At 53.4% G+C, this 17,681-nt stretch carries 15 protein-coding genes; 7 read left to right on the forward strand and 8 right to left on the reverse strand.

Annotated elements, in window-relative coordinates; genetic code table 11:
• The first annotated feature begins 62 nt into the window (after positions 1–62).
• Positions 63–953, forward strand: a complete 891-nt coding sequence (yghX, locus tag ACR0NB_RS07315) for a YghX family hydrolase (RefSeq protein WP_093961643.1) — start codon at positions 63–65, stop codon at positions 951–953.
• A 597-nt stretch (positions 954–1,550) separates the two neighbouring features.
• Here the strand turns inward: yghX and ACR0NB_RS07320 are convergent.
• Entirely contained in the window at positions 1,551–2,039 is a 489-nt protein-coding gene (locus tag ACR0NB_RS07320) for a CHAP domain-containing protein (RefSeq protein WP_170404214.1), read from the reverse strand.
• 345 nt (positions 2,040–2,384) lie between these two features.
• Entirely contained in the window at positions 2,385–2,846 is a 462-nt protein-coding gene (locus ACR0NB_RS07325) for a hypothetical protein (protein ID WP_170594831.1), read from the reverse strand.
• Positions 2,847–3,113: 267 nt separating this feature from the next.
• Here ACR0NB_RS07325 and ACR0NB_RS07330 point away from each other — a divergent pair, with 267 nt between their 5' ends.
• Positions 3,114–4,388 (forward strand): adenylate/guanylate cyclase domain-containing protein, encoded by a 1,275-nt coding sequence (locus ACR0NB_RS07330; protein ID WP_170339966.1) that lies wholly within the window; start codon positions 3,114–3,116, stop codon positions 4,386–4,388.
• Positions 4,389–4,636: 248 nt separating this feature from the next.
• Here ACR0NB_RS07330 and ACR0NB_RS07335 read toward each other — a convergent pair whose 3' ends face one another.
• The 3 genes from ACR0NB_RS07335 to ACR0NB_RS07345 form a co-directional block, all read right to left on the reverse strand.
• Entirely contained in the window at positions 4,637–5,869 is a 1,233-nt protein-coding gene (locus ACR0NB_RS07335) for an alpha/beta hydrolase family protein (protein ID WP_480775304.1), read from the reverse strand.
• Between the two features lie 307 nt (positions 5,870–6,176).
• On the reverse strand, positions 6,177–7,604 hold the full coding sequence (locus ACR0NB_RS07340) for an adenylate/guanylate cyclase domain-containing protein (RefSeq protein WP_480775305.1): 1,428 nt from the start codon (positions 7,602–7,604) through the stop codon (positions 6,177–6,179).
• A 20-nt stretch (positions 7,605–7,624) separates the two neighbouring features.
• Positions 7,625–7,921, reverse strand: a complete 297-nt coding sequence (locus tag ACR0NB_RS07345) for a putative quinol monooxygenase (RefSeq protein ID WP_480775306.1) — start codon at positions 7,919–7,921, stop codon at positions 7,625–7,627.
• 379 nt (positions 7,922–8,300) lie between these two features.
• On the opposite strand from ACR0NB_RS07345, the gene ACR0NB_RS07350 reads away from it, so the two are divergent.
• On the forward strand, positions 8,301–10,193 hold the full coding sequence (locus ACR0NB_RS07350; protein ID WP_480775307.1) for an amidohydrolase: 1,893 nt from the start codon (positions 8,301–8,303) through the stop codon (positions 10,191–10,193).
• A 329-nt stretch (positions 10,194–10,522) separates the two neighbouring features.
• Positions 10,523–11,245 (forward strand): adenylate/guanylate cyclase domain-containing protein, encoded by a 723-nt coding sequence (locus ACR0NB_RS07355; RefSeq protein WP_480775308.1) that lies wholly within the window; start codon positions 10,523–10,525, stop codon positions 11,243–11,245.
• On the opposite strand, the gene ACR0NB_RS07360 is transcribed toward ACR0NB_RS07355, so the two are convergent.
• From ACR0NB_RS07360 to ACR0NB_RS07370, 3 genes are all read right to left on the reverse strand, one after another.
• Positions 11,171–11,878, reverse strand: a complete 708-nt coding sequence (locus ACR0NB_RS07360; protein WP_010442732.1) for an IS6 family transposase — start codon at positions 11,876–11,878, stop codon at positions 11,171–11,173. The two genes, ACR0NB_RS07355 and ACR0NB_RS07360, sit on opposite strands and share 75 nt — an antisense overlap.
• A gap of 1,343 nt (positions 11,879–13,221) precedes the next feature.
• Positions 13,222–14,760, reverse strand: coding sequence for a ShlB/FhaC/HecB family hemolysin secretion/activation protein (locus tag ACR0NB_RS07365; RefSeq protein WP_480754082.1), 1,539 nt, complete (start codon positions 14,758–14,760; stop codon positions 13,222–13,224).
• A gap of 124 nt (positions 14,761–14,884) precedes the next feature.
• On the reverse strand, positions 14,885–15,184 hold the full coding sequence (locus ACR0NB_RS07370) for a hypothetical protein (protein WP_480775309.1): 300 nt from the start codon (positions 15,182–15,184) through the stop codon (positions 14,885–14,887).
• Positions 15,185–15,565: 381 nt separating this feature from the next.
• Between ACR0NB_RS07370 and ACR0NB_RS07375 the strand changes: the two genes are divergently transcribed.
• The 3 genes from ACR0NB_RS07375 (at position 15,566) to ACR0NB_RS07385 (ending at position 17,446) form a co-directional block, all read left to right on the forward strand.
• Positions 15,566–16,081, forward strand: a complete 516-nt coding sequence (locus tag ACR0NB_RS07375; RefSeq protein ID WP_170366793.1) for a DUF805 domain-containing protein — start codon at positions 15,566–15,568, stop codon at positions 16,079–16,081.
• Between the two features lie 74 nt (positions 16,082–16,155).
• On the forward strand, positions 16,156–16,926 hold the full coding sequence (locus ACR0NB_RS07380) for a hypothetical protein (RefSeq protein ID WP_170366792.1): 771 nt from the start codon (positions 16,156–16,158) through the stop codon (positions 16,924–16,926).
• Positions 16,910–17,446: a hypothetical protein gene (locus tag ACR0NB_RS07385; protein WP_480775310.1), complete on the forward strand. Its 537-nt coding sequence runs from the start codon at positions 16,910–16,912 to the stop codon at positions 17,444–17,446. The genes ACR0NB_RS07380 and ACR0NB_RS07385 overlap by 17 nt, the downstream gene beginning before the upstream one ends.
• Positions 17,447–17,681: the final 235 nt, after the last annotated feature.

Below are 17,681 nucleotides of genomic sequence, written 5' to 3' on the forward strand. Positions count from 1 at the left end.
CATAACCCTTTGAACTGATAGTATCCCACGGATTGAATCGCCACCTCATCAGGAGATTGACCATGACTCGCATGACGGCAAAAGACTTCGATCAGGAACTGCTGGATCTGTACGACTATTATGCGCACGGAAAGATCACCAAACGCCAATTTCTGGACCGCGCCGGAAAATTCGCGGTTGGCGGCTTAACGGCTGCCGCGTTATTGAACATGCTCAGTCCGAACTATGCGCTGGCACAGCAGGTGTCGTTCAACGATCCCGATATCCACGCAGACTACATAACCTACCCTTCTCCGAACGGAACGGGTGATGTCCGAGGCTACCTTGTTCGTCCCGCTGGTGTGGAAGAACCCCTGCCCGGGGTGCTCGTGATACACGAAAACCGCGGCCTGAATCCCTACATCGAAGATGTGGCGCGACGCTTGGCGAAAGCAGGCTTTATGGCACTGGCTCCCGACGGCCTAACGTCGGTGGGCGGATATCCCGGTAACGACGCTGATGGGCGCGAGTTGCAGAAGACAGTCGACCGGGTCGAGCTGATGAATGATTTCTTCAATGGCTTCGAATACCTGTTGAACCGGGAAGACTGTACTGGGAAAGTTGGCGCTGTAGGTTTCTGCTATGGCGGTGGTGTGGTCAGCGCAATTGCCGTGGCCTACCCCGAATTGGCTGCCGGCGTGCCCTTCTATGGCCGCCAGCCGGCCGCCGAGGATGTGGCTAAAATTCAGGCACCGTTGCTGATTCAGATGGGAGAGCTTGATGAACGCATCAACGCAGGTTGGCCGGAATTCGAAGCTGCGCTGCAATCCAACAATAAGGTTTACGAGGCCTACATCTACGAAAATGCCAACCACGGCTTTCATAACGACAGCACGCCTCGTTATGACGAGGAAATGGCAAACTTGGCCTGGGACCGCACCATTGATTGGTTTAACACCTACCTAAAGTCCTGAACTGAGTTCGCGGAATGGCGAAGCGGCGGTAAAAACCTGTCGTCGCTTCGGTGTTCAAAAAGCTTCAAGAGAGTGTCATCAAACAAACCCAAAGCATTCTCGGCCAGCCCCAAATAGCTGCCTTTTTGCTGCACCAAGCTCGCGCCATTCGCCGAGGGTAGCGTTGCATGTCAGCTTCAAGGTGTCTCGATTGGTAAGAGATTGCTCCAGGTTGAAGTGATTTTAGAGGGAGGAGTGAGCGGCCGCGAGTTTTTGCAAATTTGCATCCGACTTACTGGCTGAATCGTATGTCGAGAGCGGTTGTTTTGCCCCGGGACCCGGTCATTCCGGATCGCAATCTCGCTGCGTTCTGCCTGCACGGCCGCATTTTCTTCTGTCATGCAGCGGGTGATTTTCGGCGGTGCGGCGGGTAATCTTGCTACGAGCGCTCGCAGCGTAAATTCTTCACTTCTACGGGGGGCTCGATGCGGTCATTCGCTCTACCGCGAAGATTATCCGATTTGCGGACCTTTTCCGTCACTGGCCCGCGTGCACTGCTGAGCCGCTTGTGACCCATCCGTCGGATACGCACAGTATGCGGTTCACAATTGAATAAATTTATTCGCCAACTTTAGGATAAATGAACCCGTTCACCGGGTAGAAGCTGCCATACCGGCCCGGATGGCTTTCAACGCGGACCAATGTCCAATCATTGTTTTTGGATACATCCTTGACGCCCATCTTCAATGATACCTTGTTGCGGTGCCAGTTGGCGTGGTTCACGATGACTTCTCTGTCAGTGACGACATCGGATACGACAGCCACGTGACCAAGCGGCATCCCTCGGGTTGCTCGAAATGACATGACCGCACCAACAACCGGTTCATTGCCTCGCTCAAAAGTATTGCGCGCCTTGCCCCACCAGTCCTTGGCGTTTCCGCGAATTTCGATACCGCTGAGGTTACGTGCGTAGGGTACGCACCATACCCTTTGCCCTCGAGCTTGTTTTTGAGAGACCTCGCGCAACGCCATGGCCTGACGTTCTGGATCGAGATCCGCGCCGCTTGGGGCCTGAGCGCAGGCAGAAACAAGGGCAAAAAGCCCCATCGCAAACGCAGCGCGAGCAGTACCGTGCAGGCACGGCCGTTTCGTATTCGCTTTGCTGTCGCTGTTCTTCAAGACATTACATTGACGGTTTGAGGGGTCGGATAGTTTTAAGGCGATCTAATGGGTAATGAAAAGAGCCCAGCCGGATCCCCGGCAGAAATTTGCCAGTTGATATTCATCCTCGAAAGGACGAGCGCGAAACTTTGCAAAGTCAACTTTCTGCGCACAGCCGCCGTCGGTCGATCGCGCAGCATCGGTCACTTGGGGCTCACATCCTCTGTTCGCTGCGTCTTCACTGAGTGACTACTTTGCGGACGAAGTGGCTAGCCTCGGACAACTTCTGAATTAGCCCGAAACATCCATCGAGTAGAAATAGGTCGCACAAATAGTCTGGTCATCAACGCTTGTAGGCGCTGCCGCACCCGTAAACATCGCGATGCCGAGATAGTCGAACCCAGAACTTTCTTCGTTCCAGGCCGCCATAAATGTGATTGGCTGGTCTCCACAAAGCGTGTTTCCCTGACGCAACGGTCCGACGCCACCTGATACCCGGAATACCTGAGCAAAAGGCACGTCACCAGACGCGCCCCAATTACCTGAACTCTTGGCGTCATGAACCTCGAGATCAAGAGAAGCGCCGGTCTCGAAGACTATCCGCTTGGTAGACAAGATTACTGGCCCGGTAATCGCCATTGCCGTTTCGCTGGAAGGATTGAAGGCCTTGGAATCCTCAAAGAGCGGTTGGGAAGATGCAGCACCGCCCATTACCCCCATAGTTATTTGCAGCATCAGGTTCGATCGACGCATTTGATTCTCCATTGTGCGAAGCGGACTGACAACCTTAAACATGCTTTTGCTTTGTCGTCGAATGCAGCCGAGAGACCAAGCCAATCGTTGTCTATGCTGAGCACGCGATCAAGGTCTGAGGAGGGCTCGAACCTGACGTTCGTCTGAAAATCGTGAGCGTACGCGTGTGAGAATTTGCAAACCCATTGCAAGAGAAATGAGAGTTCGAAGACAAACCCAATGACATGAGCCTCCGGCTGTAACAAGATGGTGGCAGAGGTGTACGTTATGGCGGATGTTTTCGACCGCATTGCAGATTGGTTGCAGAAGCTGGCCTTTTTTGATGCCGACCTTGGCGGGCTAGTCGAGCAGCTAAGTCACAGGCTGATCGATGGTGGCGTGCCGGTTTCGCGTGTTTCCTTGGGCCGCCTGATGATGCATCCTGTAATTGGATTGCTCGACGCAACATGGGATGCTTCCAACCATCGAATTGAATGGACTGTTCTTCCACGAAGCTCGGTGACAACTGATCTCTTCGACAAAGCACCCTTCGGAGAGAACTCGAAATTGGCCAATGAGATAGCGAAACAGCACTTCAACAAGGAAGTCTGGGACTTGGCGGACGACCTTACGAACGGCTCGATCAAGTTTCCTTTCATGCGAGCAGATCTGACTGACGAAGCGACCCGTGACAGATTTCCGCTATTCCAAAAACTCGCTGAGGCAGGTGTCACCGACTACGTCGTATTCAGTGCACCATTCGGCAATCGTACCGTTGTATTTGACGGCAAGGTCGAGTGGGCTTTGGGGGCGTCAGTCTCTTTTGCTACAAAGCGTCGTTCTGGTTTCACAGACCGTGAGGTAGATGGTCTGTCGCGACTGTCTCTACCTTTGCTTGGTACAGCACGTGTTCTGTCAGAGCAGTTCCTGGCAGCTGAGTTGATGGAGGTTTACTTGGGCAAGGTGTCCGGTCGATCTGTATTGAACGGTCAAATAGCCCGGGGAGATGTCAGCAAAATTGACTGCGCTCTATTGTTCAGTGACATACACGGGTCTACGGCTTTGAGCCAGCGCCTGTCACCGGAAAAATATGTCGCGACCGTCAACCAATTCTTCGACTGCGTCGGCGGGGCGGTACACGACCACGGCGGAGAGGTTCTGAAATTCGTTGGCGATGGGTTGCTTGCGATCTTTCCTTTTGATGGCCAACGAAGACTACCCGAAGACATGTGCGAAGCTGCCCTGTCGGCGGCGCGAGAAGCGTTCCAAAGGCATAAAGAGCTTGATCCATCAGACCGTGCTGAGTTTGGGATTGGTTTGCACACTGGCGCGGCTGTGTACGGGAATGTTGGCACTGAAAAGCGCTTGGATTTTACGGTAACCGGCACATCAGTTGCGATAGTCAGCAGGTTAGAGAGCTTGACGCGAAAACTGGATGCGCGGCTTTTGGCAACTGGCGACTTTGTCAGCCTGGTATCTGAAGAGCCGCATAAATTGGGGCGGCATTCATTGCGGAGTTTTGATGAAGACTTAGAGGTCTTTTCCTACGGAATTGTCACGTAAAGCTCAATTGCATGAGCCTTTTGCAAACATGCTTTGATGTGCGTTTTGAGGCGCGGGCACTAGAATGACAACGGTCTGCTTCGGGCTCGTAGCGGTTTTCCCGCAAGACTCAGTGTTTGGCTTCTCGGCAGACAGAAGCTGCAATTCCAATCATATCGGTAAAACTTGCTTCCAGACAGAAACGGAAATTCACCGAAGCATCCGGCAAAAAACGCGGAGATAACAGGGTCGCAGTCAAATTCATTGTTTCAACGTTGATCCTGGAGGCGCCGGATGTAGTCGCTGACGATCTCTTCCCAGAGTATCGGCCACCACAATACCCAATGACCTTTGTTGTAGCCAGGAACGGCCACGATATGAGTCTCACTATTGGCACCCATCGCTTCCATTGCGGTGAGGTTGGATAGGGAATGCTCGATGCTGTAGAACATGTCATCTTCCCCATAGATGGAAAGCACCGGCCCATCGAATGTTCCAATACGTCGAAAGAGCGTCGGATTGATTTGAGGATCACCGTAGCCCTCTGCCATCCATCCCCCAACGAAGTTGATCACACCAGCGGTGTTTCTCGGATCGTCGCCGGCCTGCATAAGGGCAACAATGCCCCCGCGCGAGAAACCAATCAGTAGAACCGATCCATCACTCACATCCGGTCGTTCCTGCAACGCATGCAGCGCTGCTTTTGCATCCATCAGCGCACGTTCCGCCCCTGCCAAAGATAGCCGGGCCTCCGTCGAATAGCCCTCGGTCCGATCTTCAGCAAAGCCCTCGTCATACAATCCGTCGGACCCACCCCGACCGCGGCGCTGTGGGAACGCAGCGATCCAACCGTGTGAGTTCAGAACGTCCGCAAGCCAGTCGTTGGAAAAGAACCGATCAAAAGCCTGCGGATCGGTTCCAGAGCCGGTTGAGCCGTGATGAACGAGAGCCAACGGGAAAGGCCCATCACCAGGAGGTGGATAGATAGCCACAGCAAGCTCGACTGTTGCGCCGTCCTCTCGGAGTTCCGTCGTAAGGAAGTCTCGCGTTCCAACCTCAAACCACTGGCGGGTCGCCGTCTCGAGGACTTCTGAGAGGGTTTGTCGCTCGAGTATTGCGACGCGGTCCTCGGTTGGATAGATGCCCCGCAGTCGCCCCGTACCCGAAATTGAATAGCGCGCCCCGAAGTCATTGTCGGTGAACACCAACGTGCTTCCGTCTAAACGTGCTTTGCTCCGGAACCAGTTTCCGCGGCCATGCTGGCCACGTCCGACCGAGTAAACAACATTGAACAACCCATCCTCATCTCGGCTTTCGACGACGAGGATATGACTTCTCCGAGAGTCCCATCTCCCCGTCCAAATTCCAAGAAAAGGAGAATCTGGCGTTACATCAATTGCAATGTCGGCAGGAAGCGGGGCGTCCCCGATAAGAACGGAGTCTTGCGCAAAAGACTGAGTGGCCAAGACAACGAGTGTTGCGATGGTGAGAGAAAAGCGCATGACGAATGCCCCGATGCTGTAAGTGATACGAGTTCGCCCTTTTTTTAGCACAGTACACGGTGCGATTAGTGCAACTCATCGCTCTGGACTGCCAAGCCTGCTACTCACCATCTTGTGAAGTGTGGTTGGCTTTGCCATTGGTTCCCACTTGCACGCGTGAAAGCGGTCTTTTGCACACGCGATTTCTCAATGAAGCCCGTCCTGGCGTCGCAGCGTGGCGGGAAACTGGCCTTTCGATTGTCGTGCAGCCATTTTTAATATGTGAGGTCACAGGTTTTGGACTGAGCTGCCGTGACCGAAAACTTGACTAGTCGTCCAGATCTGAAACAAGGGACTTTAGTCGGAGGATTGCCCCCTTGCTTATGCGAGCACGATCAACTGTAAGAGAAAAGCCTTCATCTTCCTCGTGAATAATGCGGCTATCGCGGTCGGCACTTTCATAAATAGCGGTCGCAGCATACGTGCGAATGGGGTTTTGAAATCCCTTCACTCGAACAGGCTCTCGTTCCTCAACCGGAAGCCAGTCTTTTACCAAAGAATAGGATTCGGCAGCGAGTAAGAGACCTCCTGGATCACACTCGGCCTCAAGTCTCGCAGCAAGGTTCACTTCGCGTCCGATAGCAGTGTAGTCCATCCGGTCTTCCGAACCGAAGTTTCCAATAGTGCAGTAACCAGTGTTTATGCCCATGCGAGCGCGAAATGGTCGATCGATCAATCCTTTGCGCTGCCATTCCGTTTGCAAGTGGCCAAGCGTGCGTTGCATATCTATTGCCATTCGCACACATGCAGCGGCATCTTCTTCTACCCCGAGGCTTTCGGGTTCGCCAAAGTACAGCATCATGGCATCACCGATAAACTTGTCGAAATATGCGCCGTGCTTCAGGGCGATTTCGGACATTGCTGACAGATACTCATTCAACAAAGTAGTCAGCTCCTCGGCTTCGAGATGATCTGTGATTTCGGAGAAGTCGACGATGTCTGAGAAGAAGATCGTGAGCTTTCGGCGGCGGCTTTCGATGGCCGCTTGTTGGTCGCCGGCAATGATTGACTCGTAGAGTTGGGGTGGCATGTATTTGGCAAGCTGTTTGGACACGTGTGTCAAAGTGTCATTCGCCTCACGCATCTGGCTCAGCAAGTGTAAGTTGTCCAAGGCGATGTTCGCTTGTGCCGCAAATGTTGTGAGAATATCGAACTGCTCTTTTTGAAGTTTTCCGGTTGAATGCCTCAACACGGCGAGAGCACCAACAGTTTGTCCTCCTTGTGAAATTGGCACCATGGTGACTGCCTGAAACCCTGAGGCGAGGAAGTTTCCAGCCCCGATACGGAACCTGTCTTTCGATGCGGCGACGTCCGGCAGATCAATCGCCTCGCCGTTCAAAATGACATGACCATGGATTGTTTCTGGGTGAAGTGGCGCCGGAAAGCGACGCCGCCAAGCCTCGACGCCAGCCGGTTCGGGACCAGAAATTGCTCCCAAAATCAGTTTGTCGCCGTCCTGTAATCCAATGGCGACTGTCGACTTTGGGAACAGCGTTTGACCTGCTTCAACAATCGAGTTGAAGACAGGTTGAGGGTCTTTGATAGAGCTGTTGACGACCTCCAGGATTTTGGCGGTCGCCCTTTGCCGATCCAGCGCCTCCCGCAACCGGAGTTCCAAGGCCGCCAAGTCTTCAGCCTTTTGTTCGTTCAGACCAAGGACGCGTTCTGGCAGCGATTTTCCCCTACCCTTCGACACCCTGATCCTCCTGTTCGCGATTAGCCGTCGACCAAGTCATAGTGCTTGATGGATCGAGATTCGACGAGGTCAGCTTCTATCGGATCGATGTGCGGGCTTTGGTAGTTTTTTCCCACAAACGACTTCAGTGCCTCCAGGTTCTCCCACACCAAAACGAAACTGAACTCTCGTGGCGTATCCTCTCTCGGCGCGCCCGGAAAAAGGTGCACGATTCCAGGGGTGCTTTTCATCAACGGGATCGCAGTGTCGCGAAAAAAGCGGCCAAACTCCTCTTCTTTTCCCGGCCGCGTTGTCACCTGAAAAATGCGCATGATCATACATCCGTCCTCCCAAAGATGCGGTTTCTGAGTGTATGTGTGCCTCGCACGATCCAGCTTAGCATACTCGATGGCGAGTGTCAGATTATGGCTCCGAGCAGTGCTCGTAGAGTTTGGACGAATGACTGCTCTGCGGAAAAAACAGACATTGGTCGCAATGGAGCGAGTAACCGGATCGAACCCAAAGACAGCTTGGGGAAGACAGAGGCTGAATGCTTAGGTTGGCCTCCATCAAGAACTGCGGTTCGAAGGGCTCCAAGTCAGCAAAACTCTGAATAGCGTGTTTTCTGGTGCGGCTTACGGGCGTCTTTTGGTTAACCGCATTGAAAACATCTGCGTATTTTGTGTTAGTTAAGTGCATTAGGGAGAGGCATCCACCATGGGAAACACCTCCAGACGGGTATTTATTAGGTCCTTCTTGACGAGCACGACGATCCTCGTTGCTCCGAGTGCATTGTTCGGACAAGAAGGCACGCTGACCGATCTTGGCGGAGCGATACTCGATCTTGATGAAGTCACGATTTTTACGGCGCGCGAGATCGTCACACTTGATCCCGACCTTCCAAGCGCCGAAGCCGTTGCTGTTGTAAACAGTCGGATTTTGGCGACCGGCACTAGAGAGCAAGTTCAAGAGGCGATTGGTGAACAGCCCTTCACCGTTGATGACACATTCTCCGACCACATCATCGTTCCCGGCTTTATCGCCCAGCATGATCACCCAGTTTTGGGCGGCTTGAGCCTTTCGTCCGTTATTCTTTCGATAGAGGACTGGGACTTGCCACAGGGTTTATCGCGCGCCGTTGTGGACAAGGATGACTTTCTTGCACGGTTGTCCGAAGCTGTTGATGGTCAGCAAGACCCGGACACCCCTGTCATGACATGGGGATACCACGCTGCATTTTATGGTCCGCTGACACGGTCGGACCTTGACCAGATCAGCAGCGAACGACCTATCTTTGTGTGGGCCCGCTCTTGCCACGAATTCATCCTGAATTCAGCTGCAATGGAGGCCGCAGGCGTTACCGAAGAGGTCATGGACGCCTGGTCCGAAACAGAAAAGATGCAATCCAGCTTTGAGCATGGGCACTTCTGGGAACAGGGTTTGTTTGCAGTTCTGCCTTTGATTGCGCCATACGTGGCGACCCCTGAAAAGTTTCGCGCTGGTTTGGAGACCATGCGCGATTACATGCATGCGAAAGGTGTGACCTACGGCAACGAGCCCGGCGGCATTCTCGCACGCCCGGTTCAGGATGCGGTGAACGCTGTATTCTCCGCGCCCTCAATGCCGTTTCGGTGGAGCTTCATTCCAGATGGAAAAAGCCTGATCGCCAAATATGACAATGCTGAAGATGTGATCGAACAGACAGAAGCACTTGTGGACTGGTATGGAGGCAAGACCAGTATGTCCAAAGGCAGCGTCAAGCTTTTTGCGGACGGTGCGATATATTCCCTTGCCATTCAACTGAGGGACGATCCGCTTGGCGATTACCATGGCGAGTGGATGATGGACCTGCCGGCCTTTGAGCGCGCGTTTCAAACCTATTGGGACGCGGGCTACCAAGTTCATATTCACGTCAACGGTGACGCCGGGTTGGACCGTGTATTGAACGCCTTAGAGCGGAACTTGCGCAGAAACCCGCGTTTCGATCATAGAACGGTGATCGTGCACTTTGCTGTGAGTGCGCCCGATCAGGTCCTTCGTATCAAACGTCTGGGCGCGATTGTTTCAGCAAATCCCTACTACGTGACGGCACTTGCGGATCAATACAGTAAAACTGGTCTTGGTCCTGAACGCGCCAATCAGATGGTCCGTCTTGGTGATCTGGATCGAGCGGGTGTATCCTGGTCATTGCATTCCGATATGCCGATGGCGCCAGGTGATCCATTGTTCCTAATGTGGTGTGCGGTGAACCGCGTGACGAGTTCCGGTCGGGTAGCAGGACAGGATCAGACGGTCCCGGTCGAAGAGGCCTTGCGTGGAGTGACAATCAACGCCGCCTATTCTCATCGTCTTGAGCGGGACCTTGGCAGTATCGAACCTGGCAAGCGTGCGAACTTCACTATTTTGAATGACAACCCATTGACGGTGGATCCCATGGCAATCAAGGATATTCAGGTTTGGGGAACAGTATTGGAAGGCGAAAAGTTTCCTGTGGGCGACAAGCCAGAACAGGAAGATGCACGTTTGCCTCTAATTGATCCGGACAGCCAAAGAGAGTTCGCAGTGAACACTCTCAATCACGCGCTTTCGGTTGTTCACGCCCATCTTTAGGCGCGTTCGCTCTAGGAGCAGAATGATCCGAAATCTCGCGCGCCTGATCCTGAGGCGGGAGCGCTCGGGATAGCCTGTTTCTGCAAACTTTTGATACCGGATATTGGCGCAATCGCCGTCGTAATCTTTATGCAAAAGTGAATGTCGACTTCGTCCGCGCCGCAAAAATTCACTGAATTTCCCCTAACCGCAGCACGGAGCCCCCAGTGACCGAAGCTGCAGGATCGACCGACGGCGGCTATGCGGACAATGCGGCCGGTCGAAGTTCGTGAGAAGGTTCCAAAACAAGATGTCTTTTCGATGAAACGTATTATGCGTTACGAAGAGACATGAACGGAGACCGCAAACTTTCCGCAGTACTCTCGGCCGATGTAGTAAACTACTCGGGCCAAATAAAGGCGGATGAGAACAGAACTCTCAGTGAACTCCGTGTCCTGCGTCGAAAGATATTCGATCCATTGGTCAGTGATCATCGCGGCAATATCCTAAAGAGGATGGGCGATGGATGGATCGTCGAGTTTAGTTCGGTCTCGGACGCCGTGCGATGCGCCCTCGATCTACAAAGCCAAGTGTCAGCTCAGTCTTCGCTGAAACTGCGAGTGGGCGTTCATCTGGGAGATATCGTTTTTGACGAAGATGACATTTTCGGCGATGGGATCAATTTAGCCTCGCGGCTACAGGAGGCTTCCGACGAAGAGGCTGTGTTGATCTCCGATGTCGTCCATCGCAGCCTAGATGAGAGGCTTGCTGAGCAATTTCAACGCGTCGGAGAACGGCAGTTCAAGAATGCCCCGTCACCAATTGAAGTATTCCAATGGTCGCCACCCGGTTCCGCACCACCGCGAGTGACTCCAGCCAGTCACTCGAAGTCATTGCTGATCGGCGTTCTACCTTTTGACAGTCTTTCTTCTGACCCCGACCAGGGGTGCTGTCAGACGAATTCGAACCAGTCTCAGTTTGCCGCGGAAACCGCGAACCTATCCGGAACAAAGCTGACGCCACTCGCTAAGAGCGGCGGCGCGGGTCAGCTTGAAGGTGTCTCGACTGGCTAGCGATCTTTCCTGGTTGAAGTGATTGTAGACGGAGGAATGGACGGAGGCGAATTTCTGTAGACTTCGCATGCGCCTGAAACGCTGCATCGCGCGTTCGCGTCGTCGAAACGGCAGGTGTGAATTCTCGGCGCGGTTGTTGAGCCACCTGCCCGTCTGTTGTTTTTCGAACGCGCCTATTTCTCTGAGCGCAGCCTTGTAGGAAGCGAAGCGATCTGTGACGACCTCCTTGGCGCAACCGTGCCGTTTCATCAATTTCCTGAGGAATTTTAGTGCTGCAGCCTTGTTTCGGCGCTTGGTGACAACTGCTTCCAGCACTTCGCCTTCGTGATCTACTGCACGCCACAGATAATGTCGCTTGCCATTCACCTTTACGAAAACCTCGTCCACGTGCCACTTCCATTTCGAGAACGCGCGCAGCTGCTGCACACGCTTCCGTCGGATCTCAGCTGCAAACATTGGACCAAACCTGTTCCACCAATATCGGACGGTTTCGTGGCTCACGTCGATGCCTCGCTCGTGCAACAGATCTTCGACATTTCGAAGCGAGAGCGGGAAACGGATGTACAGCATCACCGCAAGGCGGATGACCTCGGGACTGGTTTTGAAGTACTTGAAAGAGGCAGGTTTGGTCATGGGCAAAAGCTACGCAACCGTCCTGCCTGCCTCAAGACAAGTTCTTCTGACAAGACCCAGACGACAATTGAGGAACTTTTGGTCGATTAATCTCATTGTCCGAGCAAAACCCACCAAGTGAGCTTCAGCGCTGCTTTCGTTTAACCGAAATAATGCATCCAGAGTGTTTTGGATGCCGTGCAGGGACATCTCGTGCCATAGCGTCCACGTTTCCGAGGTGCCGCAACGCTCCGTTGTTCAGCAACACACCGCGCCCTGCATCGTAACGGCGCTGTCCAAATCCGCTGGCAACGCATTCCCAGTTTTCCTTGGTCGCTGCGTTGCGGAACCTTGGTAGGTCGTGCGGATCATGCCGCCCAGGTGTTGCTGCGACGTGATCGTGTTTCTTCGCATTGCTTTGGTGGGTTAAATGGTGGGTCACTTGTGTTGTGCCAGGTTGCTGGACAGTACCGGTTGTCGGCCTCGGCTTAGGGCGCATGATTGTCACGACGCCTTGTGGTTTCGGATGCCCTGGGACTGCCACGTGAGTTGCCGTAGGTTTTGGTGTCAACTGTGGAACCTGACCAGGAACCGCCGTGGGAACCTGATTGGGGGTTGCGGTTGGGACAAGCGGTGGTGTCGCTGTAGTGCCGCTGGGTTGCGGAACACGGCCGGGCACTGCGACCGGAATCTGGGTTGGTGTTGCAGTCGGGACGAGCGGTGGCACAGCAGTTTGACCGGTGGGCTGAGGTGGGACCTGACCAGGAACTGCGACCGGTATTTGGTTTGGTGTTGCGATGGGCACAAGTGGCGGCACCGCTGTTGGGCCGGTTGGTTGAGGCGGAACCTGGCCTGGGACAGCTATCGGAACTTGATTGGGAGTCGCAGTCGGAACTTGCGGCGGCACGGCAGTCGGTCCGGTAGCTAACGGCGGAACCTGATTGGGAACGGCTGTCGGAACCCGGTTTGGTGTCGGGTTTGGCACTAATGGCGGAGCTAGTGTCGGCGCTACGATCGGCGTTGGCACCTGACCGGGTACCGCTACTGGTGTCGCGATAGGAACCCGACCGGGAATTGCGTTCGGGACCGCGCCCGGTGCAAGGACCGGCACTGTAACGGACGTGGGCGTTTGCGGCGTTCCTCGAGGTGGCAACTGATTTGCCACCGGCTGCGTTGGGCCGGTTATTTGATTGCCTGGCCCTTGCCCGCCGGTCTGCCCGCATCCTTGGCCGGACTGGTGTGGGTTCCCTACACCTCGGCACCAACCGTATTGGTTTCCGCGGGCAAAGACCTGCGTAGCGGCCAGTCCAGCAATCAAACAAGCTGCGGAAAGTAAAGCAATGCGGTTCCGTTTCATAACATCCTCACCAACTTGTTGTCAGAGCAAGATACGCGCCAGGATCGCCAGAGTCGGTCAAAGGACCGTCCCTCAAAGGAACACCGACATATCCGGACAAGAATAGGTTTTGCTTAAACTCAATGTCCAAACCCAGACCTGTCGATGCCAGTGTAGCACTTTCAACTTCAAAACTCGCAGGGTCATTGTTCGAGATGTACCCCACGTCGATAAAAGCAAAGGGTGTTAAGCGATGTATGCTCTGGGACCTGGGGAAGTAGGAATGAGACACTTCGAAAATCGCGGAGATCCCGGAATCACCATCTACCTCGTCAAAACGATATCCGCGCAAAGCATAACGATCACCAAGGAAGTACTCCTCTACCGAGGGCAGCCGGTCGGTTGTGAACTGGCCCCAGATCTCAGTGCGCCAAGCTGTGTTGGGCGATATGCCCGTAAGCGGGCTTTCGTATCCAATGCCGCCCCGTAGATGCCAGAATGAGGAGTCGCCGTCGTCAAAATTCGCGTCCGTCGTATTATTGTTGCCAAACGATAAGGTTAATCCCGCCTCCAAAGTTTGCCCTTTTGAATAGTTCTGCCCATAGAGATACGTTAGGCCGACGACACCTGCGTCACTGGATAATGGCACGCCGCCACTGACTGAGTCCGCCTCGGAAAGGCGATAATCCAGTAGAAGATATCCATAACGGGCCACATCGCGGATCACGGGGTAGCCCAACGCGACGGTGAAGTTCTCGCCATCAACATCTGTTCTTGCAAACTCCCCCGAGAGGTCACGTTTTGCATTTATGTTTCCGTAGAAAACCTCACCGTACAGACCATCGCTGTTCAGCGGCGTGCGATAGGTAACAGCGCCCCACAAAGAGTGTTCGTCGTCTTTGTCCCAGTTGTAGTTGCCAGACCCCTCAAATCGCAGCAAATCCCCGACGGTCAGCGTCGAATAAAACTCTTGTACAACATAGAAGCTGAGCGCTTCTCCCAGCTCACGCGGGGGGTTGTCGAGTGTCGCACTACCGGCTTGTTTGCGCAGAGGCTCTCCCAATACTCTCAGCCGAGCACCAGCCTGATCCGGGTAATCAAGTTCGGTCGACACGTCCAAGTCGGGTATGTCCTCGGCGAGCATAACTGCCCGCTCAAATTGTTTGAGAGTTATCGGGTATGCGGTGGTGAGTGGGCGAAAGATCTTTTCCAAGGTTTGGAACGTGCGCGTATCTACCCCTTCAATTTCGATGGTTTGAATGCGTCCTTCATCCACAACTATGCTCTGCCCATCGGGACCAGGCCAGGCCTCAGCCAAGAAGTAACCGTCTTCTCGGTAGATCTGCGTAATCGTTGATGCGACATCCGCCGCTGTGATGCGCCCCGACCGGTCAAAGGCCAACTGACCGGCAAACGTTAACAGCTCATCGGTATCATACACCGTTACGCCACTGACAGAGTGCTGGGATGCGATGTCCCAAGTTTGGGCCATGCTGTATTTTGGGACTGATACAATAGCCAAAAAAGTGCAAATGATCGCAATTACAACCGAGTTGGTTACGGGCATTTTCTACAACCTTAGCATGATTGAGCATGTTAAAACCCAATCCTATTACGAGGTTTGAATGTCTGAGCTTACCGGTACTCAAATTTGATCACGACTGGTGCTTTCGAGATACACAGCGACCAGATTACAGTGCGCCTTCGTCGCCCAGGAACTCGATACCAGCTGTCGCGCCATCACTGTAAGCAATGCAATTCCAAGGAGCACGGTCCTCACCAACACCGACAGTGACTTGTGTTCCAGCTTCGCTAAACGCGGATGAGAGCACAACGACTTGCGAATTGTTCGTTGTTTTGGCTACATCTCGCAAACACGCCTGCTGAGCGGGTGTGAGTTCGGCGGGCGCGCTAGACATACTCGTTTCGTCACATGCCGCAAGCAATGCAAACAAAGTTGTGCCTGCAATCATCACTGTCTTTTTGGTCATTTTCTTCTCCATCAGGGTCCATCGAATCTAGTGAAATTGGATGCTCCTTTTTGAAGCGTCCGCTTCTACTCAGCCAATTGAGCACAGCTCGATCCGGTGCTTACCTATCTCAAAGATTTGTCGCCAACGGATTGGTCGGGGGAACGATATCGAGTTGATTGCCGGGGCCGACAACAACGGAGGTAAAATAAAGTTGTGTCGAATTCGCATGTTTGAATCTAATTTTTAATAAATCAATATTTTTTCCGCGCGTAAATTTCTCTACGCTCTCGTACGATAGGCCTCTGCGTTCAAACAAAAAAGTAACTGGGAGCTAAGAGTGTGTTCCCCTGAGCGGCGAAGCGATTTGAGGCCGCACAAAAACAATGAAGGGATTGAAAGATGGGATTTGGTGAAGCCGTTAAGACGTGTTTCTCGAAATACTTCCAGTTCTCCGGTCGGGCTATACGCTCAGAATACTGGTGGTTCTTCTTGTTTGTGGTTCTCGTGAGTGCCGCTTTAGCTGTGCTGGATACGATCATATTCGGGACCAACCCCGAAACAGGCCAGGGATCTCGGGTCCTGTCCTCTGTTTTCCAACTGGCTGTTCTCATACCTATGCTGGCCGCCGGTTGGCGAAGGCTGCATGATACAGGACGACCTGGCTGGTATTTGCTGCTGCCGATGGCGCTCAGCATTACAACGCTCTTTGTTATGCTGGGTGGGGTGGCGTTCTTTTCGGTATTGGAGCAAGGGACGGAAAACCCCGATGCATTGCGAGGACCTGCGGCCGTCCTGGGCGTGACCGGTATTGTTGTTGTCTCAATTCTTCAATTGGTTCTGTCCATCCTGATGATCTGGTGGCTGACGCGACCTTCCCAAGAAGGCGCAAACGAATACGGCGCACCTGTTTCCTAACCTGGTTGCCTGGGTAACGGGCCGGCAACTCTGGCTGAATGACAGCACGAACCACAACATCATGGAGAGAGATGATGAGTTTCAAAACGATTTACTTTGGAACGATGATGATGGCAGGAGCGACCACAGCATCAGCGGAGTGGTCGTTCAACTCCGGGCCTAACCCCAATGCTTTTATTCAGACCGGAAACATGACGCTGGAACTTCAGTGTAATCGTATCCGCTTTGCTCCGGCTGGATATGAGGATAGCCAGGACATCGTGGAAAAGCAGGGGCTCTCCATTCGTTTCTTGAAGAACGGCACCACCGAAGTTGGAGCATTTCAGGTCGGCGCAGAAAACGCTGCCGTGCAGATCGTCGACAACTATCCCGTCGAGGTCAGTTTCAATAGTCAAGAGGACTATGGTTTTGTACTGGACCAGCTTGCGGCCAATGCATCGGTTAATCTGTCGATGATTGATCAAGATGTCAGCTACGGAATCTTTGACTTGAAGGGTTCCAGCGCAGCAATTCGGTCCCTTCGTTCCGCCTGCGACTCAGATGCTAGCCAAGGGACCTCCTACGAAGCACCCGAAGGCATCGTCTATTGTGGTGGCGGAGCGAAAAAACGCCAAATCGAATATGTAATTCTGGACAATCCAGAGGGGGAGTGGGACGCGCGAGTAACGGTCAACGGCGAGTCGATCAGAGCCATGACGGCCTACAGTTACTTCGGAAACTATGAGCCGCCCGCCGGATTTGTCGTCGCCCTGCTTGGGGAAGACAGGTCCGAGTTTCTGATTTTTAGCGAAGGCTCGGTAAACTGGCTGGAATACGGGGACTACAGATATGATCAGTGCAATTGATGCCACCTTCCAAACAGCTTCCCAAATAGTGCGTCAATTGAAAGGTTTAGTTTCCAGGTTTGTGCTGGTCTCTGGTCTAGTATGGAACTCACCAGCTGTCGCGGCTGATGTATCGCAACTTCCGCCCGGTTTGCAGGCGAAGGTTGATCTGGCGGCACAGGCCTGCGCGGAGTTCAACGACGGTCAGTTTGACTTAGACTGGGGTGCGGTTGAGAGGGTCGATCTCGACGGAGATCTGCGACGCGACTGGGTTCTGAATGAGTCTGGTTTCGCGTGTTCAAGCGCCGCATCTCTTTATTGCGGAACTGGCGGATGCATGTCGCATTTTTGGGTTGGTGAAGAGGTGCAATCCTTGCTCAATCAAGGCTGGACAGTCGTTGATTTTGGGCGCCAACGCGTTGTTGTGGCAGGTATTCATGGATCCGATTGCGACGAAATAAACCCAACGCCTTGCGTTACGGCCAGTGTTTGGGACGCGGACGCTAAAACGTGGCGCTCGTCTGCTGGTGATTGGGAGTAAACTGCAATTGGGCACCGTATAGAAGCCTGAGAGCCTGTTTGTTCGATGGGTTCTCTGTAGCATGCAAACTTTGGGCGAAGTTTCAGCATATTAATTTATAAAATCAATCTTATACATGTAGAAGTTTAAACGCACCTACACCCAGTCTCGGAATTGCAAAATCTTTTTACGAATGTCCGCTTCGGGCTCAAGGCAGACGTTCGCTCACCTACGCTCAATGACTGAATTGCGGACG

Source organism: Ruegeria sp. CG3, from assembly GCF_056537205.1.

Coding starts and splice junctions, on each gene's coding strand:
- yghX (WP_093961643.1), top strand. CDS start 63: ATGACTCGCATGACGGCAAAAGACTTCGATCAGGAACTGCTGGATCTG.
- ACR0NB_RS07320 (WP_170404214.1), bottom strand. CDS start 2,039: ATGGGGCTTTTTGCCCTTGTTTCTGCCTGCGCTCAGGCCCCAAGCGGC.
- ACR0NB_RS07325 (WP_170594831.1), bottom strand. CDS start 2,846: ATGCGTCGATCGAACCTGATGCTGCAAATAACTATGGGGGTAATGGGC.
- ACR0NB_RS07330 (WP_170339966.1), top strand. CDS start 3,114: ATGGCGGATGTTTTCGACCGCATTGCAGATTGGTTGCAGAAGCTGGCC.
- ACR0NB_RS07335 (WP_480775304.1), bottom strand. CDS start 5,869: ATGCGCTTTTCTCTCACCATCGCAACACTCGTTGTCTTGGCCACTCAG.
- ACR0NB_RS07345 (WP_480775306.1), bottom strand. CDS start 7,921: ATGATCATGCGCATTTTTCAGGTGACAACGCGGCCGGGAAAAGAAGAG.
- ACR0NB_RS07350 (WP_480775307.1), top strand. CDS start 8,301: ATGGGAAACACCTCCAGACGGGTATTTATTAGGTCCTTCTTGACGAGC.
- ACR0NB_RS07355 (WP_480775308.1), top strand. CDS start 10,523: ATGAACGGAGACCGCAAACTTTCCGCAGTACTCTCGGCCGATGTAGTA.
- ACR0NB_RS07360 (WP_010442732.1), bottom strand. CDS start 11,878: ATGACCAAACCTGCCTCTTTCAAGTACTTCAAAACCAGTCCCGAGGTC.
- ACR0NB_RS07365 (WP_480754082.1), bottom strand. CDS start 14,760: ATGCCCGTAACCAACTCGGTTGTAATTGCGATCATTTGCACTTTTTTG.
- ACR0NB_RS07370 (WP_480775309.1), bottom strand. CDS start 15,184: ATGACCAAAAAGACAGTGATGATTGCAGGCACAACTTTGTTTGCATTG.
- ACR0NB_RS07375 (WP_170366793.1), top strand. CDS start 15,566: ATGGGATTTGGTGAAGCCGTTAAGACGTGTTTCTCGAAATACTTCCAG.
- ACR0NB_RS07380 (WP_170366792.1), top strand. CDS start 16,156: ATGAGTTTCAAAACGATTTACTTTGGAACGATGATGATGGCAGGAGCG.
- ACR0NB_RS07385 (WP_480775310.1), top strand. CDS start 16,910: ATGATCAGTGCAATTGATGCCACCTTCCAAACAGCTTCCCAAATAGTG.